Origin of the sequence: Dactylosporangium sp. CS-033363 (assembly GCF_050942475.1) — a bacterium.
Lineage (GTDB): Bacteria > Actinomycetota > Actinomycetes > Mycobacteriales > Micromonosporaceae > Dactylosporangium.
In genome coordinates, this window is the sequence record NZ_CP192032.1 from 8,963,126 (window position 1) to 8,989,265 (window position 26,140).

Consider the following 26,140-nt stretch of genomic DNA (forward strand, 5'->3'; position numbering starts at 1 on the left):
ACTCACCGACATAGTGCCTGAGATCGGGCGAAGTTCGCATCCAGCGGACCGGTACAAGCGCGGCTGCGACACGCCGAAAGTCACCCTCGCGGGACCGCCGGCGCCCGGAATCAGGCGTAACGCCCGACCCGTCCACCTCACTGCCGCGCAATTCTCGTTCGCATCACGCAAACACCCGTCACTCCCATGGACCACGGGACGTTACCGGAATGAATTGACGTACGGCCCACACGTCACGTCAAGAGCCCCGACTGCGCCCAGAAAACCAGACATCGCACGCAAGATGTTCGGTTGACGGCAAATCGGGCCCAGAAACACTACAGAGTGAGATCGTAGAATCACTACGCGTAACACTGGGAATCGCCTCAACATAGGAGAGGCGGGGCACGGCATGCTCCGCAAGCGGTGCCGGGGGGAGTACGACATGAGCGCTATCCGACCATCGACCGTCGAGGTCGAGACATCCCTACGACTCGTCGCGCCCGACGCGACCGCGCTGCCGGTGCGAGCCAGCCTGCGCTATGACCCGAACGACCCGTACGCGGTTCACGTGCTCTTCCACGCCGAGTCGGCCGGGGGCGAGCCGGTGAGCTGGTCCTTCGCCCGCGAGCTGCTGTTCACGGGGCTGGACGAGCCCGCCGGGATCGGCGACGTGCGGGTCTGGCCGTGGAACGGGCCGCGGGGCGACTTCGTCGCGCTCGCGCTGTCCTCGCCGGACGGCAACGCGCTGTTCGAGGTGCCGCGCAGCGTGCTGGTGCGCTTCCTGCGCCGCACGTACAGCGTGGTCCCGCGCGGTCACGAGACCGACCACCTCGACGTCGACAACGCGGTGAGCCGGCTGCTCGCCGGCCGCTGAGTTCGACGCGCAACCCCTCACCGGCCCACCACCGCGGCACCACCCGCCCCGCCGGAGAGACCCGCGCTTCGCGCTCACGCGCAACGCGCTGACGCGCTTCACCAAGACGTGCGACACCGGGCGCCACGCGAGCCCCCGCCACCACCAGCAGCCGCCAGACGCTGGGACCGGGGCCTCGCGTGGCGCCCGACGCCGTCTCACCCCGGCGGGCGCCCGACTCCGGTCGCCCGGATCTCGCCCCACGGGTTCAGCTCGACCAGCCGGGCCGGCACCCCGCCGATCAGCACGTCCCGGCGCCCGGCCCGCAGCAGCGCCACCACCTCGGGCCCGGCCGCCATCCGCGCGCTCCAGTGGAACCGGCCGTCGATCGGCTGGAACTGCCCGGAGATGCGCAGCTCCACGGCGTAGGTGGACTCCCCCGCGACGAGCGAGGCCTTGACCGGCGACGATTCCTGGGGCATGGTACCGACTAGTACCAAGTACTGGCCGGTAACGTCAAGGGAGCCGCCATGCACCCGCGCGAGGCCACCGCCGCCCGCCTGCTCAAGATCTCGGCCGGCAACGCCTACGACCCCGACGTCGACATCGACTGGGACGCCCCGCAGCCGCCCGGCATCATGTACGCGCCGCAGGAGCGCCTGTCGCTGTTCGGCACGCCGCTGTGGGACGCCCTCACCCCCGACCAGCGCGTCGAGCTGTCCAAGCACGAGGTGGCCAGCATCGCGAGCATCGGCATCTGGTTCGAGGTCCTGCTCATGCGGATGCTGCTGCGGCACGTGACGGGCCTGGACCCGCGCAGCGCGCACGTGCAGTACGCGCTCACCGAGATCGGCGACGAGTGCCGGCACAGCATCATGTTCGGCCGGATGATCTCGGCCTTCGGCGCGCCCGCATACCAGCCGGCGGCGGTGCACCGTGCGCTCGGGCGCTACCTCGGCGCCACGGCCGGCGGCATCCAGACGTTCGCCGCCGCGCTCATCGCCGAGGAGATCCTCGACGCCCTCCAGCGCGAGGCGATGGCCGACGACAGTCTGCAACCGCTGGTCCGCATGGTCTCGCGGATCCACGTGGTCGAGGAGGCGCGGCACATCAAGTTCGCCCGCGACGAGCTGGCCCGCCAGGTCGCCGGAAGTTCCAAGCCCCGCCGCTTGTACTGCCAGATCGTCGTCGCCCGCGCCGCGTACACGGTCACCCACTCCCTGATCAACCCCCAGGCGTACGCCGCGGTCGGCCTGGACCCGGCGCGGGCGGGGGCGGCGGCCTGGGCGAATCCGCGCTTCCGCGAGACGCTGCGGTGGGCGGGCAGCCGGGTCACGACCTACCTGCAGGAACTCGGCCTGGTCGAGGGCCCGGCGCGGCCGGTCTGGCGCGCCGCGGCGCTGCTTTGAGCCTGTGAGATGGAGCATCGCCGGATCACGGGACGATGCCGATCTCGCGCGCTACTGTTCATGGAGTCGGTGTGCTGTGTGTCCCCGGGCCTCACCACACTGCCTTCACGGAATACCGTTCGGCTGGAGCCGTGTAGCGCCTATCGCCGCGAGGCGACCTGGCACACCGACCCTAAATCTTTCCCACACGCCGGCTGCTTTCAGGCGAGCACGGCGTAGACGACCAGGTTGTCGCGGTACGAGTGCTTCGACTGGTCGAAGCTCCCGCCGCAGGTGATCAGCCGCAGCTCCGGCACCGGCGTCGGCCCGTAGACCTTGGCGCTCGGGAACCGGTCCTTGGCGTAGTGCTCGCTCGCCGTCACCCGGAACGTCAGCCAGCCGTCGCCGCGCTGCACGTCCACCAGGTCGCCGGGGGCGAGCTCGTGGAGGCGGAAGAAGACCGCCGGGCCGGTCTTGGAGTCGACGTGCCCGGCCAGCACCGCGGGGCCCGCGTCGCCCGGGTACGTGCCGCCGGTGAACCAGCCCGCCTCGCCGTACGCCTTCGGGCTCTCCAACACCCCGGCCCCGTCCATCCGCAGATCCTCGAGCGGGGTGTCGACGCCGAGCTTGGAGATCTTGAGCCGGGTCGGGGGCGCGTCCGGGGACCCCGACGCCGCCGAGAGGTCGATGCTGTGCGGGACGATCCAGGTCGCGTCGCCCGCGTCGATGTCGACCCGGCGGCCGACCAGCGCGGCCGCGCCGACGATCATCGGCGCGGCGAGGGCCAGCACGCAGCCGATCAGCATCAGGGTCCGGCGGCGGGTCGCGGTCAGGTGCAGCCGCCGGCGCGACCGATGCCGGACGACCCTCGCCACCCTGATCACTTCCCCAACTGCGCCGTGCCCGAGCGGCGGCGGGCCGGGCCCGCCGCCGCTTCCGTACCAGCGAAGCTACGCCGCCACCGGCGGCTTCGCGCGCCGCCGCCAGACGAGGAACCCGCCCGCGGCCAGCAGGAGCACGACCGCGCCCGCACCGATCGGCAGCAACGGGCTCATGCCGTCGTTCGCCGTGCCGCCACCGCCGGTGTCCACGCCGCCCTCGGGCACGCCGCTGCTGGAGGCGTCCGTGCGCAGCTGCGCGGTGAGGCCGCCGCTGCCGTCGAGGATGATCAGCGAGTACACCGCGCCGGCCTTGAGCGGCGCCGTCACCGTCGTCGCGGCGCTCGTCGCGCTCGGCGCGGCCAGGCGCAGCGTCCAGCGGCCCGGCTCGACCGTCTGGTACGAGGTCGTCGTGGCGAACTGGACGTTGTCGGCGATCTTCGAGCCGCCGGAGACCGAGACGTCCAGGACCGGCTGCTTGACCGAGGCCTGGATGACCCGGACCTTGGCCTTGCCGGAGTCGGGCAGGCCCAGGTCGTCGGCGATGACGCGCAGGCCCAGATCGGCGAACTTGCCGGTGCCGGCGACCGTGTAGGCCTTGCCCTCCTCCACCGTCGCCTGGGTGCTCAGCACCGGCGCGGCCGAGGCCGGGTCGCCCTTCTTGCGCATCGCCACCGCGTAGGTCCCGGGCGGCAGCGGCAGGTACTTGGAGACGGTGCCATACGCGACAGCGTCGAACTTCTGCTGCGGGATGGCGCCGGAGACGGAGCTGAGATAGACGTCGACCGCCGGAGTGTCGGGCGACAGGTGGGCCAGGCGGACATACCCCACACCGGCCGCGGCGGCCGGCGAGGCTTCCACCATCGTCAGTCCCAGGCCGAGGAGCGCCGCGGCCGCGAAGGCCGCGAGCCTCCGCCGCTGGGGAGCAGCGAACACGTTGTACCCCCTGCTGTGTACACAGCGAATGCTTCAGATTCGGGTCGTACGCGCCCGCGGGGGTAGGTGACTGAGTAATCCGCACGGGCACCGTCAGCACAGATCGCGGTGAGTCTGGCACGTCGATGAGCAACGCGCCACCCATGCTGGGCAGGGATCATCGCCGCATGTGTACGGTGCCCGACGCTGCGCTGCGGCACCACATCCGGACGGACGAGGCAAATTACCTGTCGGTACCGCTCGATACGTCGATCGGCGGGGCCATGCCGGGACCTACATCTGGGTGCCGAAGTCCTGGGTCCAGATGGCCGTCTTGCCCTGGTAGGCAAGGCCGACGCCGAGGTCCTTCAGCTTGCAGTTGAGGATGTTGGCCCGGTGCCCGGAGCTGTTCATCCAGGCGTTCATGACCTCTTCCGGGGTGCGCTGGCCCTTGGCGATGTTCTCGGCCGCGCCCGACCAGCGGTATCCCTCGTTCGAGATCCGCGTGGCGAAGGACGTCCCGTCCTGGGAGTCGTGCGAGAAGTAGTTGTTGGCCGCCATGTCGGCCGAGTGCTTGTACGCGGCCGCGCGCAGCTTGGCGTTGAAGGCGAGCGGCGCGCAGCCGGCCTTGGCCCGCTCGGCGTTCGTGATCGCCAGGACCTGGGCCTCGTACGCGCTGTTGCTCGTCCCGCCCGGCGCGGCCGTCGTCTTCTTGGCCGTCGGCTGCGTGGTCTTCGGGGCGGCGGCGGTGGTCGGCGCCTTGGTGGTCGGGGCCGGCGCGGCGGACGTCGCCGCGTTCTCGGCCGCGCCGGTGGAGGCCGCGGGGTCACCGGAGGCATCGCCGAGCAGGTCACCGGCGGTGGTGCTGGTCCCGACGGCGGGCGCGGCGTTGGACTGCGGGGAGGCGTTGGAGGACTTGGACAGCAGCATCGAGCCGCCGAACGCGACCGCGCCGACGACCACGAGCGCGACCGCGCCGATGCCGGCGGCGAGCAGCATCCGGTTCCCGCGCCGGTTCTCCAGCTCGTCGGGGCCGGGCGCGCCCTGGTAGTCGCCGTACTCTTGATAGCCGCCGCGCTGGTCGCCGTCGTAGCCGCGGTCGTCGCGGTAGCCGCCCTGCTGGTAGCCGGCCTGGTTGCCCCAGTCGCCGTTGCCCTGGCCGGCGTTGCCCTGGTTGCCCCAGTCGCCGTTGCCGTTGCCCTGGCTGCCCTGCGCGGCCCAGTCGCCGTTGCCCTGGTTGCCCCAGTCGCCGTGCCCGCCGCGGTCGTCGTGGCGGCCGGGGTCGGCGCCGTACGAGTCGTGCCGGTCGAAGCGGTCCACCTGAGGCCTCCATGCGTGCCTGCCGTCAAAGCCGCAACAGACACTAGAAGGCCCGGAGCGCCGGATTCGCCCCCGGAAGCCGAATTAACGGCGGTCTAAGCGAAACTTATGCCGGGGCTGCGGCCGGTAGCAGGGCCGTCACCACGTGCCGCAGCACGGCCGTGGCGCCCGCCACATCGAGGTGCAGCTCATCGCGCCACATCGACCAGCCGGCGAACGTCGCCGCGACGGTCAGCGCATCGACGATCTCCGCGGCGCCGGGTCCGGCCGCGTCCAACTCCGGGGCGAAGAGGATCTGGATCTCTTCGCGGGCGATCGTGAGGTACCAGAGACGGTTCTTGCGCAGTTGAGCGGAGAACGGTTCGCGGATGCGCGCGGCGCGGGCGGCCGGGGCGATGAGCTCCAGCAGGCGGGCCCGTTGTTCGCAGTAGCGCTCGATGCGCTCGCCGAGGGGAAGCTCGGGCGGGATCGGGCGGTGCTCGGCCCGCTGCCGCTCCATGAGCCGCTCGCCGGCCGCGGCGAACAGGCCCTCCATGTCCTTGAAGTTCGTCCACAGTGCGCGCAGGGACACCCCGGCCCGCTCGGCGATCCGCTCGGCGGTGGGCCGCAGCTCACCCTCCTCGAGCAGCGCGAAGTGCGCGTCCGTGATCGCCCGCCGGGTGCGCTCGGCCCGTAATGTGCGCCCGTCGACCCGAGGGCGCACTCCCGCTTCGCTCATGACCTGACAGCCTACGTGCCACACGCTCGGGTCACCCTTTACGGTGAGGACGTGGCGACGCGCAGCGTGCACGACATCGAGATCGAGCTTCCGGCCTTCGACCCGGGCGAGCTGGAACCGGTCAGCGCGCCGTGGGGCGGCAACCTCAACGAGGCCCACGTGCAGACCGGGCGGGCCATCCGCAGCACCCTGATCGACGCCCGGCTGCGCCGCTCCCACCTGGAGAACCTCGACCTCAACGGGGTGATCTGGGAGGACGTGACGATCAGCGGCTGCCGGTTCGAGAAGGTCGACTTCACCGCGGCCCGGCTGACCGGGCTCACCCTCGATCGGGTGCACTTCGTCAACTGCAAGCTGACGTGGGCCAACCTGGCCGAGACGAAGCTGGCCGACGTGCTGTTCGAGGGGTGCCGGCTGGACGGGGCGTCGCTCGACGACGTGAACACCACCGGCCCGACCGGGTTCGTGGGGTGCGTGCTCGTCAACACCAACCTGCGCGACTGCGCCCTGCCGTTCGCGGCGATGCAGGGCTGCCGGCTGCGCCAGATGTCGTTCGAGAGCTGCGACCTGCGGGGGGCCGACCTGCGGGGCAATCAGCTCTCGGAGGTCAGCGGGATGAGCAGCCTGCGCGGGGTGACCATCGAGCCGGCCCAGCTGCCGGGCCTCACCGACGCGGTGATGCGGGACCTCGGCGTGATCGTGCGCGGTCCCAAGGGCTGAGCCCGCTGGGGTCCGGCCTCACCGGCGCGGTGATGCGGGACCTCGGCGTGATCGTGCGCGGCCCGAAGGGTTGACCCTCCACCGCGGCCGGCCGTGGGGAGCCGAGCGGTGCGGATCTGCGGTCAGGGGCGGCGGCGGGTCGTCGTCGACGCAGTCGGCCGGCGGCAGGACCGCCGGGCCGAGCAGGTCGCGCGGGTCGGCCTCCAGGGCGCCCTCGACGGTGGCGAACGCGGCGATCCCGCTCATCCCCGCGGCGATCCCGAGCCAGGAGCGGATCGCCGGCGACGGCGCGGCCAGGCGCAGCTCGCCGCCGCGGGCGCGGGCCATCCCGGCCACCCCCACGAGCAACTCGGCGCCGGTCGTGTCGCACACCGTGACCTGCGAGACGTCCAGCACCAGCCGCGGCTCGTCGGCGACCAGGAGCCCGGCCAGGACCGGCTCGATGGTCGCGACGGTGCCTTCCACCAGCAGCCCGTGCAGGGCCAGCACGACCGCACTCATCGGGTGTGACGGTACCGATCCGGCTCCCTGGCTGTCAGCGGCCGGGCGGCCGACCCCGCGTGGGGCCGTTCAGTCCGCCGGGTGTCGACGGACGCCGATGATCACGCCGGAGCCGCAGGCCAGCTCGGTCGCGACCAGCCGCGGATCGGTGAGCAGGGCCCGGCGCACCCCGTCCTGCTTGGCCCGGAAGTCCTCGGGCCATCCCTCGACCGGGGTCATGTCGTCGACGACGAGGGTCCCCCGTGGGTTGAGTTTCGCGAGGGTACGGTCCAGCCCCTCGATCTTCCCGCCGAAGGCATCGGCGAAGATCAGATCGAAGCCGCCGGATTCCGCCGCCAGGTATTCGAGGGCATCGGCCACCCGCAGGTGCACGAACGCCGGCCAGTCCCCGGTCGCGGCGAGGGCCGCCGTGGCCGGGTCGGACTCGATCGACACGACCGTGACATCGGTGCGGGGCCGCAGGCCGTCGGCGATCCAGGCGGTGCCGACCCCGGCGCCGGTGCCGATCTCCAGCACCCGGGCGCCGGATGGCAGGGCGGCGGCGAGCACGGCCAGGAGGCGGCCGACCTCCGGCTCGCAGGATTGACCGAAGCCGTTGGCCTCGGCGCGGGCGTGGGCGGTGTCGATGAGATGCACGGCGGCGACCCTAACGACAATCGTCGCGCTCCGCGTGCAAATATGTGCCCCGTGAAGTCACTGCCTCTGCGGGTCCTCACGCCCGCCGCCGCCGTCCTGCTGGCCCTCGGCGCCTGCAGCACGCCGTCGCAGCCGTCGAACACGCCGGCCAAGGACGGTCCCGAGCAGACCGCCACCAACGCGTTCGAGGTGAAGGACGCGGTCAGCGTCGTCGCGATCGACAGCGACGGCGGCGCGATCGCGGTCAAGGCCGGCAGCGGGGACACCATCAAGGTCACGGAGACCTACAAGTTCAAGAGCGACAAGCCGAACCGCAAGCAGGCCATCGACGGCGGCGAGCTGCAGCTCAGCTCGGCCGGCTGCCCGAAGCACGACTGCTCGATCTCCTACGTGGTGGAGATGCCCTCGACGCTGACCGTGCGCCTGGACAGCTCCGGCGGCCGGATCGACCTCACCGCCCTGACCGGCATCGTCGACGTCCAGACCGACGGCGGCGGCGTGAACGCGGAGGGCCTGGCCCCGCCGGAGTTCACCGCCCGCACCGGCGGCGGCCCGGTCGACCTCAAGGTCACCCAGGCCCCCGACCGCATCGACATCGACAGCGGCGGCGGCAACGTGAACCTGCGCCTGACCTCCGACGGCTACGCCCTGGACGCCCAGCTCGACGGCGGCACCCAGTCCGGCTCCATCAAGGCCGACGCCGCCTCCGTCCACAAAGTGAAGATCACCACCAGCGGCGGCGGCCTGACCTTCGTCTAGGCCGTCAGCGCGCTGTAGATCAGCTGCCGCAACTGCGGGCGCAGGGGGTACGTGCTCGACGGGACCAGCTGGGTGTAGAAGCCCACCGTCAGCCGCTCGACCGGGTCGATCCAGAAGGCCGTGCTCGCCGCGCCGCCCCAGTAGAAGGTGCCGGGGCTGCTGTACACGCGGGCCGGCACCGGGTCGCGGACCACGGCGAAGCCCAGGCCGAAGCCGACGCCCTCGAACGTGGTCTCGGCGAAGCCGCCGGTCTGCAGCTTGTCGAGGTCCACCCCGCCCGGCAGGTGGTTGGTGGTCATGAAGTCCACGGTGCGCGGCGCGAGCAGGCCGTCGCCCCGGCGCAGCAGCATGGTCATGAAGCGCTGGTAGTCGGCCGCGGTCGAGATCAGGCCGCCGCCGCCCGCCGGGGCCTTGGGCTCCTCGAAGGCCAGGTCACCCATGGCGTCGAAGCGCACGCGGCGGCCGCCGGGGCCCGGGACGTACAGGGCGGCCATGCGCTCGTCGCCGGGCGCCACCGACCAGGTCGTGTCGTGCATGCCCAGCGGCTCGAGGATCCGCTCGCGCACGAAGTCCATCAGCGGCATCCCGGCCACGACCTCGACCAGGCGGCCGAGGACGTCGGTGCTGACGCCGTAGCCCCAGGCCGTGCCCGGCTGGAACAGCAGCGGCAGGGCGGCGAAGTCGCGGGACACCTCGGCCAGGTCGGCGCCCGGCTTGGTGGTCATGTCGTAGCCGGCCTGGCGGTAGATCGCGTCGACGACCGAGGTGTTCAGGAAGCCGTACGTCAGCCCGGACGTGTGGGTGAGCAGGTGCCAGACCCGGATCGGCTCGGCCGCCGGCACCGTGTACGGCTGGGAGGCCGAGCCCTTGTCGTAGACCCGCATGTCCCGGTACTCGGGCAGCCAGCGGCTGATCGGGTCGGTGAGCTCGAGCAGGCCCTCCTCCCACAGCAGCATCGCCGCGACCGAGGTGACCGGCTTGGTCATCGAGAACAGCCGCCACCGGGTGTCCGGCTCGACGGGCGCGCCCGCCTCGGCGTCGCGGTGGCCGTACACGCTGGTGTGCACGACCTTGCCGTCCCGGGCGATCGCCAGCTGCCAGCCGGCCAGGCGGCCGTCGTCGACGTACCGCGCGAAGTGGGCGTCCAGGCGGGCCAGCCGCCGCTCGTCGAATCCGGCCTGCGCTGGCGCCACTTCGCGATCAATGCTCACGTCCGGGGACAATAGCTCAGGAAACTGCGAGCTGTTCCGCGCCCTCGACGACCCGGTCGACGAAGCCGTACTCCTGGGCCTCCGGCGCGGTGAACCAGCGGTCGCGGTCCGAGTCGGCCTCGATCTGCTCGTAGGTCTGCCCGGTGTGCTCGGCGATGAGCCGCTGCATGGTCTGCTTCGTGTACAGCATCTGCTCGGCCTGGATCGCGATGTCGGCCGCGGTGCCGCCGATGCCGCCGGAGGGCTGGTGCATCATGACCCGGGAGTGCGGCAGGGCGTAGCGCTTGCCGGGGGTGCCGGCGCTGAGCAGGAACTGCCCCATGGACGCGGCCATGCCCATGACCACCGTGGACACGTCGTTCTTGATGAACTTCATGGTGTCGTAGATCGCCATGCCGGCGGACACCGAGCCGCCCGGCGAGTTGATCCAGAACGCGATGTCGCGCTCGGAGTCCTCGGCGGCGAGCAGGATCAGCTGGCCGCAGATGCGGTTGGCGCTCTCGTCGTTCACCTCGGTCCCGAGCACGATGATGCGCTTGCTGAGCAGGCGCTCGAAGACGGCGCTGTCGAACGGAATCTCAATGTCGGCCATGCCCTCAACCGTATGACGTCGCGCCGCCGGTGAGATCCCCTGTTCGCCGTGAGCGTGTTCGCTCTCAGCGTTTCAGCTCTTCAGGATGGGTCTGAGCGTCTCCAGTACGGCCGGATCCTCGATCGTGGAGGGCACGGGCTCCTCGCGGCCGTCGGCGATCCCCCGCATGGTCCGCCGCAGGATCTTGCCCGAGCGGGTCTTGGGCAGCGCCGGCACCACCTGCACGCTGCGCAGGCTGGCGACGGCCCCGATCCGCTCCCGGACCAGCCGCACGAGCTCGCCGGCGACCGTCTCGGCCGGGGTGTCCACGCCGGCCTTGAGCACCACGAACCCGCGCGGGACCTGGCCCTTGAGCTCGTCGTCGACGCCGATCACGGCGCACTCGGCGACCGCCGGATGGGCCGCGAGCACCTCCTCCATCGCGCCCGTGGACAGCCGGTGCCCGGCGACGTTGATGACGTCGTCGGTGCGGCCCATGACGAAGAGGTACCCGTCCCCGTCGAACCGCCCCCCGTCGCCGGTGAGGTAGTGGCCGGGGTACGCGGAGAGGTAGGAGCGCACGTACCGCTCGTCGTCGCCCCACAGCGTCGGCAGGCACCCGGGCGGGAGCGGCAGCCGGATCGCGATGGCGCCGTCCGTGCCGGGGGCGGCGTCCTGCCCGTCGGGGGTGAGCACGCGGATGTCGTAGCCCGGCACCGGCACCGACGGGGAACCGGGCTTGGTCGGCAGCTCCTCCAGGCCGCGCGGGCTCGCCGCGATCGGCCACCCGGTCTCCGTCTGCCACCAGTTGTCGATCACCGGCACGCCGAGGCGCTGACCGGCCCACTCGTACGTCTGCGGGTCGAGCCGCTCCCCCGCCAGGAACAGCGCGCGCAGGCTCGGCAGCTCGAGCCGGTCGGTCGCCGGGTCCTCCTTGCGGATGGCGCGGATCGCGGTGGGGGCGGTGAACAGCACGTTGACGCCGTGGTCGGCGACGACCCGCCAGAACGCGCCGGCGTCCGGGGTGCCGACCGGTTTGCCCTCGTACAGCACGGTGGTCGCGCCCGCCAGCAGCGGCGCGTAGACGATGTAGGAGTGCCCGACGACCCACCCGACGTCGGACGCGGCCCAGAACACGTCGCCCGGCCCGCACGCGAAGATGTTCGCCATCGACCAGGTCAGCGCGACCGCGTGCCCGCCGTTGTCGCGCACGATGCCCTTGGGCCGGCCGGTCGTCCCCGACGTGTAGAGGACGTAGAGGGGGTCGGTGGCATCAACCGGTACGATATCCGCGGGTTTGGCGTTTGCCGTTGCCTGCTCCCAGGTCAGCTCGCCGTCGCGCAACGCGGCCGGGGCCTGCTCGCGCTGCAGGACCACGACGTGCTCGGGCCGGTGGGCCGCCTCGTCGAGGGCCGCGTCCAGCAGCGGCTTGTATTCGACCACCCGGCTCGGCTCGATGCCGCACGACGTGGCCACGACGACCTTGGGCTTGGCATCGTCGATGCGGGCGGCGAGCTCCTTCGGCCCGAAACCGCCGAACACCACCGAGTGGATCGCCCCGAGCCGCGCGCAGGCCAGCATGGCGACCACGGCCTCGGGCACCATCGCCATGTAGATCACCACGCGATCGCCCTTGGTCACGCCGAGCGCCCGCAGGGCACCCGCGAACAGGGCGACCTCGTCCCGCAGGGTTCCGAAGGTGTACCGCCTGATCGTGCCGGTGACCGGGCTGTCGTACACGAGCGCCAGGTCGTCGCCCCGCCCGCGCTCGATGTGCCGATCGAGCGCGTTGTGGCAGGTGTTGAGCTCGGCATCCGGGTACCAGCGGTAGAACGGCGGCCGGTCCCCGTCGAGGATCCGGATGGGCATCCGCGTCCACTCGACCCCGGCGGCGGCGTCGCGCCAGAACCACTCGGGATCGGCGAGGCTGCGCTGGTACGTGTCGCGATAGACGCCCATGCCTCCGATCCTGCTCCGCGATTTCGCGTTCCGGTAGGTCCACTTCGGACGCAGGCGGCGACGGATCCGGCTTTTTGCGGATCCGTCGCCTTTGCGGGTTTTACCCGAGTGCGTTCGCGCTGGCCATCCCGGCCGGGGCGTTGGCCAGGGCCTGCTGGATCGCGGCGACCAGGGCGAGCGCGGCCTCCTCGGTGAGCTCGACCGCGACCCGCGCCGACGGCCCGAGGGCGGGGTTGGCGAAGTCGATGTTCAGGGTGTGCGCGAACTGGGCGTGCACCGGGTGGTCGACGTACACCGCGGCCCGGGTCACGTCGAACCAGCCGTTCGCGCCCTTGCCGGCGCCCTCGATGTCGACCATCTCGGTCTCATAGGTGCACATGCTCGATCAGCCTCCGAGGTGCTGGTTGTAGAACGCGAAGATGCGCCGCCACCCGTCGACGGCCGCCTCGGGCCGGTACGCGGGCCGGTCGACGGAGAAGAACGCGTGCCCGGCACCCGCGTAGCTGTGCTGTTCGAAGCTCTTCCCGTGCTCGCTCATGAGCCCGGCGAGCCGAGCCACCTCCTCCGGCGCCGGGTACTTGTCGTCGTCCCCGAACAGCCCGAGCACCGGGCACCGCACGTCCCCGAGCCGATCCGCGATCGAGGTCGCCTTGAGCGGAAACCCGGTCGGCGGCGGCTCCAGCGCGAACGCCCCGTAGCAGTCCACGGCCGCGTCGAGGTCGACGGCGGTGGAGACGAGCAGCGCCTGCCGCCCGCCGGAGCAGTGCCCGATCACGCCGACCTTGCCGTTCGCGTTGTCCAGCCCGCGCAGCGCCGCGGCGGCGGTGGCCACGTCCTTGATGATCTGCTCGTCGGGAATCCCGCCCTGCCCGCGCACGAACGCCGAGGCATCGTCGGGCGACGCGTCGGGCGCCTCCCGCCAGTACAGGTTGGGGCAGATCGCGGAGTACCCGTTGACGGCGAACTTGCGCACCATCTCCTTGGTGGCCTCGTCGTACCCGGGCAGGTGGTGGATGACGACCACGCCGGGCACCGGGTTGTCGCCGATCGGCCGGGCCTGGTACGCCTGAATCTGCTCGTCGCCGATGAACACAGTCTCGGCACGGATCGCATCTGACATGGGTCTGCACTCCGTCGTTCGAGTTTTCCTTAGCCGGGCAAACGATATTCCCTGCCCGCGCAACGAACCCTGGCAGGGGGTGGCCGCCCGGACTCGCCGCACGCTCCCGCCGCCCGCTTTCCGGCGCGGCCGGCCCGATGACCGGCGCGACCGGTGGCTGAACGAAACTCAACGGTCCCCAGCCAGAGGCGCTCGAAACCCGGACGGTGGGCCGGATGCCAAGACCGCCGTCACGGGGCACGGCGACGCATCCACCGCGGGCCGCCGTCGGGCGCGACCGGCCGGACCACGCTCTCGGCGGCGGGCGTCGAGCGTGGCCGGGCCGGACTCCACGACGTGCGGCCGGCGTGATCCGGGCCGGACTCCGGCGGCGGGTCACGACCGGGCGGGTTACGAGCGGCCGGGTTACGAGCGGCCGGGCTCCGAGCGGCGCAGGGCCAGGCGGGCGAGGCCGATCAGGATGACGATCTGCAGGAGGAGGATCAGTACCGAGCGCCACCACGCACCGGCGGTGTGCTCCCACAGGCTGTCCTTGAACGGGATCATCGACTGCAGGTCCACGGTCGAGCCGCCGGCGGCCATGCCCCAGCGGGTGGGGAAGAGCCAGGAGATCTGCTCCAGGACCTTCTGGCCGCCGAGTTCGAACAGGCCGCCGGACAGGACCAGTTGGGCCATCACCGCGACGACCAGGACCGGGGTGGTCTGTTCCGTGGTCTTGACCAGGGCGCTGACCAGCAGGCCGAACGCCATCGAGGCCAGGGCGACCATGGCCACCGGGACGGTGATCTCGACGAGCCAGTGCTCCTTGAAGATCAGCGGGTCCTTCGGCGGGTTCTTGCCGAGCAGGGCCAGCCAGCTGAACAGGGCCGTCTGGACGATGATGATCAGGGAGAAGACGAAGACCTTCGACGCCAGGTACGCGCCCGCCGACAGCCCGACCGCCCGCTCGCGCTTGTAGATGGTCGACTCGTTGACCAGCTCGCGGATGGCGGCCGCCGTGCCGAGGAAGGCGGCGCCCACGGCCAGGACGACGAGCAGGCGCTGGGCCTCCAGGCTGTAGCGGGTCAGGCCGGGGGCGAGGCCGTTCTCCCCCGGCACGGTCCGGGTCAGCAGCGCCAGGGCCAGCGGCAGGCCGAGCAGGAAGACGCTCAGGCCGCGGTCGGCGCCGATCACCCACAGCATGCGCAGGCACAGGGTGAGGAACTGGCGGATCGGCGCCGCGGGGTGCACGACCCGGCTGCGCAGCGACGCCCCGCCCAGCTTGACCCGCGCCCGGCCGACCGCCTTCGACGCCGACGAAGACGAACCCGACGGGCCGGACGAGGGCGACGAAGCCGACGAGGAACCCGGCCGGTTCGGTGCGGGCGGCGGAACCGTCGCGGGCCGAGCCGGCATCCGCTGCTCCGCCGTGGACGAGTCGACCGAAGCCGCAGCACCCGCCGAACCTGAAGCACCCGCCGAACCGGAAGAACCCGCCGAACCGGAGGGGGCAGCCGGTCGCGCGGGCATCGCCTGCTCGGCGGTGGACTCCCCCACCGCCGTCCTGGCGCCAGGAGCGCCGCTCAACAATGACGTGCCCGAGGCCGCACCGCCCGAGGGGGCCGAGCCCGGGGCGGACGTGCCCGTCGCGGCGGAAGCGGCAGAAACACCGGCAGGAGCGGCGGCAGGAACGTGGGCGCTCGCCGAGGCGACCCGCTGCGCCGGCACCGGCACGTCCACGACCTCCGGCTTCGGCGGCGGGGCCTCCGCGATCTGCTCGGTCACGTAGCGCGTGTAGAGCTCCGACGACCGGTACTTCCGCGTCCAGTGCTCCGCGTTGTTCGTCACCTCGCGGAAGACCTCGGCGTAGTCCTCGGCGCCGAAGAAGTCGAGCACCTCGCCGGGCGGGCCGAAGTAGCCCATCCGGCCGCCGACCGTGAGCACGAGCACGCGGTCGGTGAGGTCGAGGTGCATCACGTTGTGCGTCACGACCGCCACCGTGCGGCCCTTGTCGGCCAGGTCGCGCAGCTCCTCCATGACCTCCTTGTCCAGGGCCGGGTCGAGGCCGGACGTGGGCTCGTCGAGGAAGAGCAGGCTCGGCTCGGTCAGCAGCTCCAGGGCGACCGAGACGCGCTTGCGCTGGCCGCCGGAGAGGCTGTCGATGCGCTGCTTGGCGCGCTCGGTGAGGTTCAGGGTCTTGAGCACCTCGGCGACCCGGGCCCGGCGCTCCTTGCGCGGGACGTCGTCGGCGAAGCGCAGGGCGGCCGCGAAGCGCAGGGCCCGGCGGACCGTGAGCTGGCGGTGCAGCACGTCGTCCTGCGGGACCATGCCGATGCGGTAGCGCAGCTCGGCGTAGTCGGCGTAGAGGTCGCGGCCGTCGTAGCGGACCGCGCCCTGGGTGGCCGGCCGCAGCCCGGCGACCGCCTTGACCAGGGTCGACTTGCCGCAGCCGGAGGGGCCGATGATGGCGAGCAGGCTGCCCTCGGCCAGGGCGAAGCTCACGTCGTCGAGCAGGATCGCGTCCTTGATCCGCACGGTGAGGTCGTCGGCGATGAGCGAGGAGGGGCCGGCGTCCTCGAACTCGTGCAGGCGGGCGCCGTCGAAGATGAACTCGTGCTTGCCGATGGAGATCATGTCGCCGGGGGTCATGTCCTGGCGGGTGATCTGCTTGCCGTTGTGGAAGGTGCCGTTGCGGCTGCCGAGGTCGACCACCTCGAAGCCGCCGGTCTGGGTGCGGCGCAGCTCGGCGTGGTTGCGTGAGCTGCGCAGGTCGCTGAGCACGATGTCGTTGTCGGCGCCGCGGCCGATGCGGATGCGGCCGGCGCCGAACTCGTGCTGGGTGGCCTCGCGCTGCTGCGGCGGGGAGGGCTGGACCGGCAGGCGCTCCGTGATGGTGACGACCTTGAACGTGACCGCGGGGCCATCGGCCGAGCCGAGGTGCACCTCGCCGCCGTCGGTCGCGGCGACGAAGGCCGCCTTCTCGCCGCCCGAGTAGACGCCGTTGCGGCTGCCCAGGTCGCGCAGGAACCAGCCGTCGTCGTTCCAGATCACCTCGGCGTGCCGCCGGGAGATCAGGGTGCCCTCGACCACCAGGTCGTTGGCGGCGTCGCGACCGATGGTCACGGTGTCGTCGGGACGGACCGTCGCCATCTTGTCGCCGCTGGTCACCTCGAGGACCTGAAGCTCCCGGATCACCGTCTGCTGATCGATGCTCGCCACGGGCCTCATCATGCCGTGGAGGTACGACAGAAAACACCCGGGGCCTATGTATCAGGAGCCCGCCGCCTCCCCTCACGTATGTCGAGAGCAAACAGCGACCTGGCGTGAGGGGGACAGGCATGGCTCCGGACGAGTGGCGCGCACGACGCGCCCGGCGACTCGCCGGCCTGCCATGGGTTCGCCGCGAGGACCGGGCCGACGGCACGCCGGTGCGCTTCGTCGCCGACGAGCTCGTCGTGCTCGCCGAGCACTTCGCCACCGCGCGCCAGGCGTTCGCCGAGCAGGGGCTGTCCGCACGGGACATCATCGAGGAGGGGGATGTCCCGGACGGGCTGCGGCGGGTCCGGATCGAGGGGCTGGACGTCGCGCGGGCCGCGCGGCGGGTCCGGGTGCAGGCGGAGGCGGCCGGGGACACCCGCGTCGCCGCCTCGCCCAACCACGTGTTCGTCGCGACGCCGTTCGCGCACGCCGGGGCCTACGGATCGCCGCGACCGGCCCCGCCCGGCGCGCTGACCCGGCCCGGGACCACCGGCGCGGACGGGGTGCGGGTCCTGGTGCTCGACACCGGGGTGTGGCTGAACAGCCCGCTGCCGAAGGAACGGTACGTCACCGAGGACTTCGAACCCGGTGACGACGACGGCGACGGGGTGCGCCAGGGCGACGCCGGTCACGCGAACTTCGTCGCCGGCGTGATGCTGGGCCGGTCCCAGCGGGTGCGGCCGAGAGTGGTGCGGATCGTCGACACGTTCGGGGTGTGCCGGGAGAGCGACCTGGTCGCGGCCCTCCGGCAGGCGGGCGACGACCCGATCGTCAATCTCTCGCTGGGGGGATACTCGCTGGACGACCGGCCTCCGGTCCTGCTCACAGCAGCGCTGGGGGGCCTGCTGACGAGCGGTGACCGGGTGGTCGTGGCGGCGGCCGGGAACGACGGCCGGCACGACCGGCCGTTCTGGCCGGCGGCCTATGCCGGGACGGGCGTGCCGTGGCGGCGGCGCGTGGTCGCGGTCGCCGCCCACGACGGCCGGCGCATCTGCGACTGGAGCAACACCGGGCCGTGGGTGACGCTGGCCGCGCCGGGGGCCGACGTGCTGAGCACGTACGTGCATCACGAGGGCTTCCCGGACGGCTGGGCCCGCTGGAGCGGCACGTCGTTCGCGGCCCCGTTCGTGGCCGCCGCGATCGCCGACGCGCTGCCGGAGGGCGGCTCGGCCGGGGTCGCGGCGCAGTCGGTCGTGGCGGGGGCGGGACTGCGCTACGGCCGGTACGCGGGGGTGGCGTAGAGCCATGCATCACACCAGGGGGAGGGGGGTGACGGGGTGCGGCACGCTGATCGCCGCACCCCGTCGCCCGGTGGCCGCGATGCTACCCTTCGGAGCCATGGCCGACCCCGAAAGTCCCGGTGAGCACGAGAATGCCGCACTTCTGCGGGCGGCCGCGAACGGCGACCAGAAGGCGTGGGAGTCCATTGTGGACAGATACGCCAACCTCGTCTGGTCGGTCGCGCGCAGCTTCCAGCTCGGCCAGTCCGACGCCGCCGACGTGAGCCAGGCGACCTGGCTGCGGCTGGTGGAGCACGTCGATGCGGTCCGCGAGGCCGACAAGCTCGGCTCGTGGCTGGCCACCACGGCCCGCCGCGAGGCGATCGCGCTGCTGCGCAAGAGCGGGCGCGACGTGCCGGCGGGCTCGGCCGGCGACTTCGTGGAGACCCTGGGCGGCGCGCCGGCGGGCGTCGACCCGGTCGAGGACGAGCCGGACGCCGGGGTCCTGCGCGACGAGCGCGACGCCCTGCTGTGGAACGAGTTCCGCACACTGTCCCGCCAGTGCCAGCAACTGCTGCGGGTGCTCATCGCCGATCCACCGCCGAGCTACGCCGAGGTCTCGGCCGCGCTCGACGTGCCGATCGGCAGTATCGGACCGACCCGCAAGCGCTGCCTGGGCACGCTGCGCCGACGATTGGCGACTTCGATATGACCGACCGCGGCTGGGCAGGGCCGACCCGATGATCGGGGAGGAAGAGGTGCTGAGCTCTTTGCGTGACATCGCCGGCCGGCGCGACCCGGTGCCGCCGAACGTCCTGGCGGCCGCGCGGGCGAGCCTCGCGTGGCGCGACCCGGACGCGGCGCTCGCCGCGCTGACCCGCGACTCGCTCGACCGGCTCATCGCCGTGCGGGGCGGGGTGCGCGGCGGCTCCCCCCGAGTGCTGACGTTCTTCAGTGGTGCCCTGACCATCGACGTCCAGGTGACCGCCCGCGCGGGCACCGTCGACGTGGTCGGCGAGCTGGCCCCGGTGGTCGCGGCCCGCGTGGTCGTGGAGTCGCCGGCCGGGTCGCACGAGACCGCCGCCGACGACGAGGGGCGCTTCCGGGTCGACGGGGTCGCGCCGGGGCCGGTGCGGCTGCGCTGCGAACCCGAGATCGAGGGGGCATTCGTGCCGGTCCGCACAGAATGGGTGCAATTGTAGGAATCCTCACAAAACCCCTGGCCGCCGGGGGTACCGTCGCGAAAAAGCGACTGCGAGGAGCCGGCCATGCCCATCGACCACGTGCAAATCGTGTCCATCCCCGTGACCGACCAGGACCGGGCCCGCGACTTCTACCTCAACGCGCTCGACTGGGAGCTCATCAGCGACAACGACGAGGGCGAGCGGCGCTGGGTCGAGGTCGCCCCGAAGCACGGCCAGACGTCGTTCGCGCTGGTCACCTGGTTCGACTCGATGCCGCCGGGGTCGCTCAAGGGCATCGTGCTGGACACCGACGACATCGAGCACACCTACGCGGAGCTCGCCGAGCGCGGGATCGTCTTCGAGTCGCCGATCGAGGAGGGCCCGTTCTCCCGGGTCACCAGCTTCGCCGACCCGGACGGCAACTGCTTCGTGCTGCACCAGCTCTACCAGCCCCGGGCCCGGACGGTAAGCTTCGCCGCGGCGAGGTCGTAGCGCAGAGGTCGTCGCGCCGGCGCATCAGGCTGGAGGACGCCGGTTCGATTCCGGCCGGCCTTGCCGCGTGCGAGGCCGAAGGCCGAGACGCGGATGGGCCGTAGCGCAGAGGTCGTCGCGCGCCGACTCATAATCGGTGAGGACGCCGGTTCGATTCCGGCCGGCCCAGCGGCGGTTGGTTACCATACGGCGGTGCTCGACCCGGACGACGTCGAGGCCTGCCTGCGGGTGCTGGCCGCGATGGACGACGCCGACGAGCGGGTCGTCGCGGCCGTCGACCGGGCCTACAAGGCGCAGAAGAAGCGGCGCAAGGTCGAGCGCCGGACCGCGGCCGGCGCGCACGACCGGCAGATTCTCACAGAACCCCAGGACCACAACCCTCCGCTCGTACGCGCACGCCGCTGCTACGTGTGCAAGTCCCCCTATCGCGAGGTCCGGCCGTCGTACCCGCAGCTGTGCGAGGACTGCGCCGCGGGCAACACCGCCCGCCGCCACGCCCGCTGCGACCTCACCGGACGGCGCGCCCTGCTCACCGGCGGCCGCATCAAGATCGGCTTCGAGACCGCCCTCAAGCTGCTGCGCGACGGCGCCGACGTCATCGTCACGACGCGCTTCCCGCGGGATGCCCACCGCCGCTTCGACGCGGTCCCGGACGCGGACCAGTGGCGGCACCGGCTCCACGTGCACGGCGTGGACTTCCTCGACCTGGCCGGGGTCGTCGGGCTGGCCGACGCCGTCGCCGCCCGCTGGGACCACCTCGACATCCTGGTCAACAACGCGGCCCAGACCATCGCCCGCCCGGCCGCCTACTACCGCGAGCTCGCCGCCGCCGAGAGCCGCCCCGAACTGCGCGAGACCGCCGCCGAGAGCCGCCCCGAACTGAGCGAGACCGCCGCCGAGAGCCGCCCCGAACTGAGCGAGACCGCCGCCGAGAGCCGCCGCCAACTGAGCGAGACCGCCGAGCGCCCGCACAACGGAACGGCCGAGCGCGCACGGAACGAGACCGCCGAGCGCGCACGAAACGAGATGGCCGAGCTGTTCTTCCCGGCCGGCGCCCTCGACGAGACCGGGCAGCCGCTCGACCTGCGCCCCGTCAACTCCTGGACCCTCGAGCTGCACCAGGTCACCCCGCGGGAGTGGATGGAGGTGCAGGTCGTCAACGCATTCGTGCCGTTCCTGCTGATCGGCCGCCTGCGCCCGCTGCTGGCCGCCTCGCCGTTCCCCGACCGGTACGTCGTGAACGTCTCCGCGATGGAGGGCAGTTTCAGCCGGGAGCGCAAGACGGCCGACCATCCGCACACGAACATGGCCAAGGCCGGCCTGAACATGCTGACCCGGACGATCGCCGAGCAGTACGCGGCCGACGGCATCCACGTGACCTCCGTCGACACCGGCTGGGTGACCGACGAGCGGCCGCACGCGACCCGCGGGCACCTGCGCGAGCGGGGCTTCCGGGTGCCGCTGGACGTGGTGGACGGGGCCGCGCGGGTGTACGACCCGATCGTCCGCGGCGTCCACGGCGACCCGGTGCACGGGGTCTTCCTCAAGGACTACCGGGAGGTGCAGTGGTAGACGACGGCGTCGAGATCGCCTGTCCCGTGATCGAGGCACCGGCAGTACCAGAGGCGGATCTTTCGCTCTTGGAACCGCTGCTGGCCCGGCTCGCGGACCCGTCGGACGTGGCCGCGACCGAGCGGTTCCCGCTCGGCACACTGCAGCCCGACGGCCGGCTCGACCTGTGCAAGCAGGGCCTCGGCGCGGACGGCGTGACCCGCGTGCTGGACCGCGTGGTCGGGTCGGGCCATGCGGTGCACCTGCTGCTCGGCACCAACGGCCTCGGGGCGCCCGGGACGGCCGCGCTGGCCGCCTCGCTCGCGCCCGGGCACGGCGTGCGGACGCTCTATCTGGGCTGCAACGCGATCGACGCGGGCGGCGCGGAACCGCTGTTCGAGCGGCTCGCCGACGACGACACGGTGACCGCGCTGTGGCTCAAGCGCAACCCGCTCGGCGACCACGGCGCGGCCGCGCTGGCCGCGATGCTGCGCACGAACACCGCGATCACCACGCTCGACCTGGTCAACACCGGGATCGGCGGGCACGGCCTGGGGCTGCTGGTCGACGCCCTCGCCGCGCGGGAGCGGCCCGTCGCGCGGGTCTTCCTCGGCGGCAACGGCCTGGGCCCGTCCGCCGCCCCGCTGCTGGCCCGCCTGCTCGCCGAGTGCGGCGTGTCAGGCCTGTTCCTGGCGGCCAACCGGCTGGGCGACGAGGGCGTCGCGCGGGTCTTGTCCGGCCTCTCCCGCGGCGGTACCACCCTGGGCCTCGGCGGCAACGGCCTGACCGACGTCGCGCCGCTCACCGCACGACTGTCCATGGTGGACGCCGTGGACCTCGGCCGCCCGCTCTCCCTGCGGGTGCTCGGGGCCAAGGACAACGCGATCGGCGACGCGGGCGCGTTCCTGCTCGCCGACGCCCTGCCCGGCAGCCCGGTGCGCCGCCTCGACCTGCGCCACACCGGGGTGCGCGGGCGCGGGGCCAAGCGGCTGCTCGCCGCGGTCGAGACCGGCCGCACCAGGCTGCGCCGGCTGACCCTCGGCCCGGACGTGCCGCGGCGCGTCAAGCGCGCCCTGGCCCAGCTCCTGCCGGGCGACGAGCCGTCCCTGGCCAGCGAGATCGTCAGCGTGTACCGGTGAGCGCCCTCATCCCCCGCGCCGCCCTCGGCGCCTGGGCGCGGGTGCGCCGCTACGCCGTGCCGCGGGCGATGATCGAGGAGGCGACCGCGGCCCGCCTGGCCGGCGACTGGCGCGCGGCGTGCGCGGCCGCGGGAGTGCTGATCGGCGCGGACGCGGCGGCCCTGGAGCCCTACGCCGACGACCTCCGCCACCTCGCGCCCGACCTGCTGCGCTGGCACCTGCCGCGGTACCCGGCCAGCGGCGAGACGACCCTCGAACCGCGGGCGCTCGTCGTGCTGGCCCGCCGCGCCGGGTCGCTGCTGGCCGTGGCGACGCCGCGGGTCGCGCTGTCGACGCAGCGGGTCACGCTCGTGGTCGCGGGAAGCGTCGACGAGGATCGCTACCACCGGACCTTCGACTGGACCGCCGCCCGCCACCTGTGGGACGCACGCGAGGCCGACCGGCTCCTCACGCGCACCCTCGGCCCGGACGCGGCCGCGACGCTCGCGCTCCAGGACGCCGGGCGGCCCCGCGAGGCCTGGGCGCTGGCCGGGGTCGACGTGCCCGAGCCGCCCGCCCGCGCCTGGGGCCTGGGCACGCTCGACGCCGACCCGGCCGTCCTGGTCGCCGCGGCGCGGGCCCTCGGCACCCCGTCGGCGCTGATCCCGCTCTCCTTCAGCGACCTGCGCCTGCACGTCCACAACGGCGGCCCCGCGCGCGCCGAGTGGGTCAACGCGCAGAGCCAGGGTTTGTACGCCCTGCCGCTCCCGCCCTTCCTGCGCCCGGTCGACCTGCACCTGGTGCGGCTCGGCCTGCTCTCCCCCGCCGACCTGCACCCGCTGATCGGCCCGCTCCTGGAGCCCTACGCCACGCCCGCCAAGGCGCCCCGCGCGGGCGCGGCCGTGCGCGTGCGGTGCGGCGGCGAGTGGCACGAGCTCGGCTGGGAGCACGGCCGGATGCGGATGCCGCACACCGACGCCGAGCGCCGCCGCGAGGAGGCGCTGCGGGCCCTCGGCGGCGAGGTCCACGGGTGCTTCGCGGCCGAGCAGGGCTGGACGGTCCGCTCGGTCCGGCTCCCTCGGCACCTCGACGAGCAGCGCCGGGACCTGCTGCTGCGCATGCTGCACGGCGACCTCGCGGGCGTGACCGCGCGGCTGGACGCGGGCCTGCACCCCGGCGTGCGCGACCCGCACGGCCGCTCCCTGCTGCACCTGCTCCCCTGCGTGGACTGGCGGCCCGGCTGGCCCGAACTCCTGCGAAGGCTCCTGGACGCCGGGCTGCCGATCGACGACCGCGACCACACCGGCCGCACCCCGCTGCACGCGGCCGTGCGCGACGACGGGTCGGCGGAGCTGATCCGGGCGCTGCTCGCGGCGGGCGCGGACCCGGCCGCCGAGGATAATCACGGCGACGGATTCGATCTTCCCGCTACTCTCCCCGCATGACGGAGGCACGCGAGCTGCTGGCGGCGGCGGACGAACTGCTCGCCGCGACCCGGGCCACCCGCGTCGAGCGGCGCGACAACGTGCAGCTGGAGGCGCTCGCCCTCGCGGTGTCGGCCAACCTGCCGGTGCTGCTGTGGGGCGAGCCCGGCATCGGCAAGTCCTCGGCGCTGCAGCAGCTGGCCGACCGGCTCGAGGTGCCGATGGAGACGGTCATCGCGAGCATCCACGAGCCCTCCGACTTCGCCGGCCTGCCCGTCGTCGGCGACGACCCGGCGACCCAGGGCGTGCCGATGGCCCCGCCGGACTGGGCGGTCCGGCTCACCCGCGGCGGCGTCGGGCTGGTCTTCTTCGACGAGCTGTCCTCGGCCCCGCCGGCCGTGCAGGCCGCCCTGCTGCGGGTGGTGCTGGAGCGGCGGGTCGGCAGCCTCGAACTGCCGCCGGGCATCCGGGTCGTGGCCGCGGCCAACCCGCCCGCCAGCGCCGCCGACGGCTGGCACCTGAGCCCGCCGCTGGCCAACCGGTTCGTGCACCTGCACTGGACGCACGACCCGGCCGTGGTGGCCCGCGGCCTGGCCGGGACGTGGCCGACCGCCGACATCCCGCGCGTCGACCCGCGCAAGGGCGCCTCCGCGCTGGCCCGCGCCCGGGGCACACTGTCGGGCTTCCTCACCGCGCGCCCGGGCCTGACCCACCACCTGCCGGCCGACGCCGAGGCCCGCGGCGGCGCCTGGCCGTCCCCGCGCACCTGGGAGATGGCCCTGCGGCTGCTCACCTTCGGGCTGGCCGGCGACGTCTCCCGGGAGGCCCTCGCGACCGCGCTGATCGGCGCGATCGGCGACGGCGCGGGGCTCGAGTTCATCACCTACCTCGACGAGCTCGACCTGCCCGACCCCAACCGGGTGCTGGCCAACCCGGACGCGTTCGCGCTGCCCGACCGGGGCGACCGCCAGCTCGCCTTCCTCACCGCGATCGTGTCGGCGGTGCAGTCGGAGCCGACGCGGGCGCGGTGGGAGGCCGCCTGGACCGTGCTCGCAAAAGCCGTGGACGCGGGTGTACCCGATGTGGCCGCGCGAGCCGCGCACGACCTCGCGGTGATGCGTGAGAAGAGCTGGCGGCTCCCGGCGACGATCGACGCGTTCATCGACATCCTCCAGCAGTCGGGCCTGATGAACCGGTGACCGCCCTCGACCGGACCAGGCTGCTGGCGGCGCGGCTGCGGGCGGCGAAGCTGCGGCCCTATCTCGCGACGGCGCTGTACGCGCTGTCGGTCGTGCCGTCCACGCACCTGGCGACGATGGGCGTGGACCGGCACTGGCGGCTGTACGTCAGCCCGGAGTTCGTCGCCGGCCACCCGGTCGAGGAGCTCGCCGCCGTCTGGGTGCACGAGGTCGCCCACCTGCTGCGCGACCACCACGGCCGGGCCGACCGGCTGCTGGACGCCGACCGCGCGGACCACCGGCGGGTCAACCTCGCCCAGGACTGCGAGATCAACGACGACCTGATCGCCGACGGGCTGCCGCTGCCGGAGAGCCGCGTCGAACCCGGGACCTTCGGGCTGGCACCCGGGCGGCTCTTCGAGGAGTACCTGGCCGGCATCCCCCGCACCCACATCGTGCACGTCCAGTGCGGCTCGGGCGCGCACGGCCTGCCGGTCGCGGGCGAGCTGGGGGCCGACGGCGCGCCGGCCGTGCCCGACGTCGAGGCGGCCGCCATCCGCCGGCAGACCGCCGACGCCATCCGCGCCCACGTGCGGGGCCGCGGCTCGGTTCCGGGCGGCTGGCTGCGCTGGGCCGAGGAGATCGCCGAGCCGACCGTGGACTGGCGGCGGCGGCTGACCGGCGCCGTGCGGCAGGCCGTGGTGTGGGCGAGCGGGGCGGTCGACTACACGTACGCGCGCCCGGGCCGGCGCAGTGCCGCGCTGCGCGGGGTCGTCCTGCCCAGCCTGCGCCAGCCGCTCCCGCGCGTCGCGATCGTCATCGACACCTCCGGCTCGATGGCCGACGAGCAGCTCTCCGCGTGCCTGGCCGAGGTGACCGGGGTGCTGCGCGCGGTCGGCATCCGCGGCAACCGGGTCACCGTGCTGGCCTGCGACGCCGACGTGCAGGCGGTGACCCGGGTGACCAAGGCCGAGCAGGTCCGCCTGGGCGGGGGCGGCGGGACCGACATGCGGGTCGGCATCGAGCGGGCCCGGCGCGGCCCCGAGCCGCCGAACATCGTCGTCGTGCTGACCGACGGCTTCACCCCGTGGCCCGGCGAGCCGTCCGGCTGCCGCGTGATCGCCGGGCTGATCGGGCCGAACCCGCCGGCCCCGCCGCCGTGGATCGAGGCGATCCACATCACCGGGCTTTGACAACCTTTGGCG

26 protein-coding genes and 2 tRNA genes are annotated in these 26,140 nt (G+C 73.0%); 15 read left to right on the plus strand and 13 right to left on the minus strand.

All coding sequences use genetic code 11. The features are described from left to right. Positions 1 to 424: 424 nt before the first annotated feature. Positions 425 to 856, plus strand: coding sequence for an SsgA family sporulation/cell division regulator (locus tag ACQPZ4_RS41235; RefSeq protein ID WP_344503366.1), 432 nt, complete (start codon positions 425 to 427; stop codon positions 854 to 856). Between the two features lie 197 nt (positions 857 to 1,053). Here the strand turns inward: ACQPZ4_RS41235 and ACQPZ4_RS41240 are convergent, their stop codons facing one another. Further along, the gene (locus ACQPZ4_RS41240; protein WP_433048859.1) at positions 1,054 to 1,317 is read right to left on the minus strand and encodes a DUF4873 domain-containing protein; all 264 of its coding nucleotides are present in this window, start codon (positions 1,315 to 1,317) and stop codon (positions 1,054 to 1,056) included. Positions 1,318 to 1,365: 48 nt separating this feature from the next. On the opposite strand from ACQPZ4_RS41240, the gene ACQPZ4_RS41245 reads away from it, so the two are divergent. Beyond that, positions 1,366 to 2,244, plus strand: coding sequence for an AurF N-oxygenase family protein (locus ACQPZ4_RS41245; protein WP_433048862.1), 879 nt, complete (start codon positions 1,366 to 1,368; stop codon positions 2,242 to 2,244). Positions 2,245 to 2,444: 200 nt separating this feature from the next. Here the strand turns inward: ACQPZ4_RS41245 and ACQPZ4_RS41250 are convergent, their stop codons facing one another. The 4 genes from ACQPZ4_RS41250 to ACQPZ4_RS41265 form a co-directional block, all read right to left on the minus strand. Then, positions 2,445 to 3,098 (minus strand): class F sortase, encoded by a 654-nt coding sequence (locus ACQPZ4_RS41250; protein ID WP_433048865.1) that lies wholly within the window; start codon positions 3,096 to 3,098, stop codon positions 2,445 to 2,447. 75 nt (positions 3,099 to 3,173) lie between these two features. Next, positions 3,174 to 4,037 carry a DUF4397 domain-containing protein gene (locus ACQPZ4_RS41255; protein ID WP_433048868.1) on the minus strand — a complete coding sequence of 288 codons (864 nt, stop codon included), beginning with the start codon at positions 4,035 to 4,037 and terminating at the stop codon, positions 3,174 to 3,176. A 273-nt stretch (positions 4,038 to 4,310) separates the two neighbouring features. Continuing rightward, entirely contained in the window at positions 4,311 to 5,336 is a 1,026-nt protein-coding gene (locus tag ACQPZ4_RS41260) for a CAP domain-containing protein (protein WP_433048871.1), read from the minus strand. Between the two features lie 106 nt (positions 5,337 to 5,442). After that, positions 5,443 to 6,054 (minus strand): TetR/AcrR family transcriptional regulator, encoded by a 612-nt coding sequence (locus ACQPZ4_RS41265; protein ID WP_433048874.1) that lies wholly within the window; start codon positions 6,052 to 6,054, stop codon positions 5,443 to 5,445. A gap of 51 nt (positions 6,055 to 6,105) precedes the next feature. Here ACQPZ4_RS41265 and ACQPZ4_RS41270 point away from each other — a divergent pair, with 51 nt between their 5' ends. Beyond that, positions 6,106 to 6,774, plus strand: coding sequence for a pentapeptide repeat-containing protein (locus ACQPZ4_RS41270; RefSeq protein ID WP_433048877.1), 669 nt, complete (start codon positions 6,106 to 6,108; stop codon positions 6,772 to 6,774). Positions 6,775 to 6,792: 18 nt separating this feature from the next. Here the strand turns inward: ACQPZ4_RS41270 and ACQPZ4_RS41275 are convergent, their stop codons facing one another. Beyond that, positions 6,793 to 7,275: an STAS domain-containing protein gene (locus tag ACQPZ4_RS41275; RefSeq protein ID WP_433048880.1), complete on the minus strand. Its 483-nt coding sequence runs from the start codon at positions 7,273 to 7,275 to the stop codon at positions 6,793 to 6,795. 69 nt (positions 7,276 to 7,344) lie between these two features. After that, positions 7,345 to 7,911 carry an O-methyltransferase gene (locus ACQPZ4_RS41280; RefSeq protein ID WP_433048883.1) on the minus strand — a complete coding sequence of 189 codons (567 nt, stop codon included), beginning with the start codon at positions 7,909 to 7,911 and terminating at the stop codon, positions 7,345 to 7,347. Positions 7,912 to 7,962: 51 nt separating this feature from the next. Here ACQPZ4_RS41280 and ACQPZ4_RS41285 point away from each other — a divergent pair, with 51 nt between their 5' ends. After that, positions 7,963 to 8,670: a DUF4097 family beta strand repeat-containing protein gene (locus ACQPZ4_RS41285; protein WP_433048885.1), complete on the plus strand. Its 708-nt coding sequence runs from the start codon at positions 7,963 to 7,965 to the stop codon at positions 8,668 to 8,670. On the opposite strand, the gene ACQPZ4_RS41290 is transcribed toward ACQPZ4_RS41285, so the two are convergent. The 6 genes from ACQPZ4_RS41290 to ACQPZ4_RS41315 form a co-directional block, all read right to left on the minus strand. Continuing rightward, complete coding sequence (locus ACQPZ4_RS41290; RefSeq protein ID WP_433048888.1) at positions 8,667 to 9,881, minus strand: serine hydrolase domain-containing protein; 1,215 nt, start codon at positions 9,879 to 9,881, stop codon at positions 8,667 to 8,669. The two genes, ACQPZ4_RS41285 and ACQPZ4_RS41290, sit on opposite strands and share 4 nt — an antisense overlap. Before the next feature lie 16 nt (positions 9,882 to 9,897). Beyond that, the gene (locus ACQPZ4_RS41295) at positions 9,898 to 10,473 is read right to left on the minus strand and encodes an ATP-dependent Clp protease proteolytic subunit (RefSeq protein WP_433048891.1); all 576 of its coding nucleotides are present in this window, start codon (positions 10,471 to 10,473) and stop codon (positions 9,898 to 9,900) included. A 72-nt stretch (positions 10,474 to 10,545) separates the two neighbouring features. Next, entirely contained in the window at positions 10,546 to 12,411 is a 1,866-nt protein-coding gene (locus tag ACQPZ4_RS41300; protein ID WP_433048894.1) for an AMP-binding protein, read from the minus strand. Between the two features lie 100 nt (positions 12,412 to 12,511). Next, entirely contained in the window at positions 12,512 to 12,790 is a 279-nt protein-coding gene (locus ACQPZ4_RS41305) for a DUF6295 family protein (RefSeq protein WP_433048897.1), read from the minus strand. A 6-nt stretch (positions 12,791 to 12,796) separates the two neighbouring features. After that, complete coding sequence (locus tag ACQPZ4_RS41310; protein WP_433048900.1) at positions 12,797 to 13,531, minus strand: dienelactone hydrolase family protein; 735 nt, start codon at positions 13,529 to 13,531, stop codon at positions 12,797 to 12,799. A gap of 405 nt (positions 13,532 to 13,936) precedes the next feature. Continuing rightward, a complete protein-coding gene (locus ACQPZ4_RS41315; RefSeq protein WP_433048903.1) occupies positions 13,937 to 16,729 on the minus strand; it encodes an ATP-binding cassette domain-containing protein in 2,793 nt (930 codons plus the stop codon). Positions 16,730 to 16,848: 119 nt separating this feature from the next. Here ACQPZ4_RS41315 and ACQPZ4_RS41320 point away from each other — a divergent pair, with 119 nt between their 5' ends. The 11 genes from ACQPZ4_RS41320 to ACQPZ4_RS41370 all read left to right on the plus strand — a co-directional run bounded on the left by ACQPZ4_RS41320 (position 16,849) and on the right by ACQPZ4_RS41370 (position 26,128). Further along, positions 16,849 to 18,009 (plus strand): S8 family peptidase, encoded by a 1,161-nt coding sequence (locus ACQPZ4_RS41320; RefSeq protein WP_433048906.1) that lies wholly within the window; start codon positions 16,849 to 16,851, stop codon positions 18,007 to 18,009. A gap of 97 nt (positions 18,010 to 18,106) precedes the next feature. Next, positions 18,107 to 18,700 (plus strand): RNA polymerase sigma factor, encoded by a 594-nt coding sequence (locus tag ACQPZ4_RS41325; protein WP_433048909.1) that lies wholly within the window; start codon positions 18,107 to 18,109, stop codon positions 18,698 to 18,700. Between the two features lie 28 nt (positions 18,701 to 18,728). Then, positions 18,729 to 19,190, plus strand: coding sequence for a hypothetical protein (locus tag ACQPZ4_RS41330; RefSeq protein WP_433048912.1), 462 nt, complete (start codon positions 18,729 to 18,731; stop codon positions 19,188 to 19,190). A 66-nt stretch (positions 19,191 to 19,256) separates the two neighbouring features. Next, entirely contained in the window at positions 19,257 to 19,664 is a 408-nt protein-coding gene (locus ACQPZ4_RS41335) for a VOC family protein (protein ID WP_433048915.1), read from the plus strand. Continuing rightward, positions 19,655 to 19,727, plus strand: a tRNA-Asp gene (locus ACQPZ4_RS41340). Before ACQPZ4_RS41335 ends, ACQPZ4_RS41340 begins: the two co-directional genes overlap by 10 nt. Positions 19,728 to 19,758: 31 nt before the next feature. After that, a tRNA-Met gene (locus ACQPZ4_RS41345) sits at positions 19,759 to 19,833 on the plus strand. Positions 19,834 to 19,856: 23 nt separating this feature from the next. Continuing rightward, positions 19,857 to 21,236 (plus strand): SDR family NAD(P)-dependent oxidoreductase, encoded by a 1,380-nt coding sequence (locus tag ACQPZ4_RS41350; protein ID WP_433048918.1) that lies wholly within the window; start codon positions 19,857 to 19,859, stop codon positions 21,234 to 21,236. 68 nt (positions 21,237 to 21,304) lie between these two features. Then, the gene (locus ACQPZ4_RS41355; RefSeq protein ID WP_433048921.1) at positions 21,305 to 22,354 is read left to right on the plus strand and encodes a gala protein; all 1,050 of its coding nucleotides are present in this window, start codon (positions 21,305 to 21,307) and stop codon (positions 22,352 to 22,354) included. Next, on the plus strand, positions 22,351 to 23,778 hold the full coding sequence (locus ACQPZ4_RS41360) for an ankyrin repeat domain-containing protein (protein WP_433048924.1): 1,428 nt from the start codon (positions 22,351 to 22,353) through the stop codon (positions 23,776 to 23,778). The genes ACQPZ4_RS41355 and ACQPZ4_RS41360 overlap by 4 nt, the downstream gene beginning before the upstream one ends. Beyond that, a complete protein-coding gene (locus ACQPZ4_RS41365) occupies positions 23,775 to 24,956 on the plus strand; it encodes an AAA family ATPase (protein WP_433048927.1) in 1,182 nt (393 codons plus the stop codon). The genes ACQPZ4_RS41360 and ACQPZ4_RS41365 overlap by 4 nt, the downstream gene beginning before the upstream one ends. Beyond that, entirely contained in the window at positions 24,953 to 26,128 is a 1,176-nt protein-coding gene (locus ACQPZ4_RS41370; RefSeq protein ID WP_433048930.1) for a vWA domain-containing protein, read from the plus strand. The genes ACQPZ4_RS41365 and ACQPZ4_RS41370 overlap by 4 nt, the downstream gene beginning before the upstream one ends. The last annotated feature ends 12 nt before the right edge of the window (positions 26,129 to 26,140 follow it).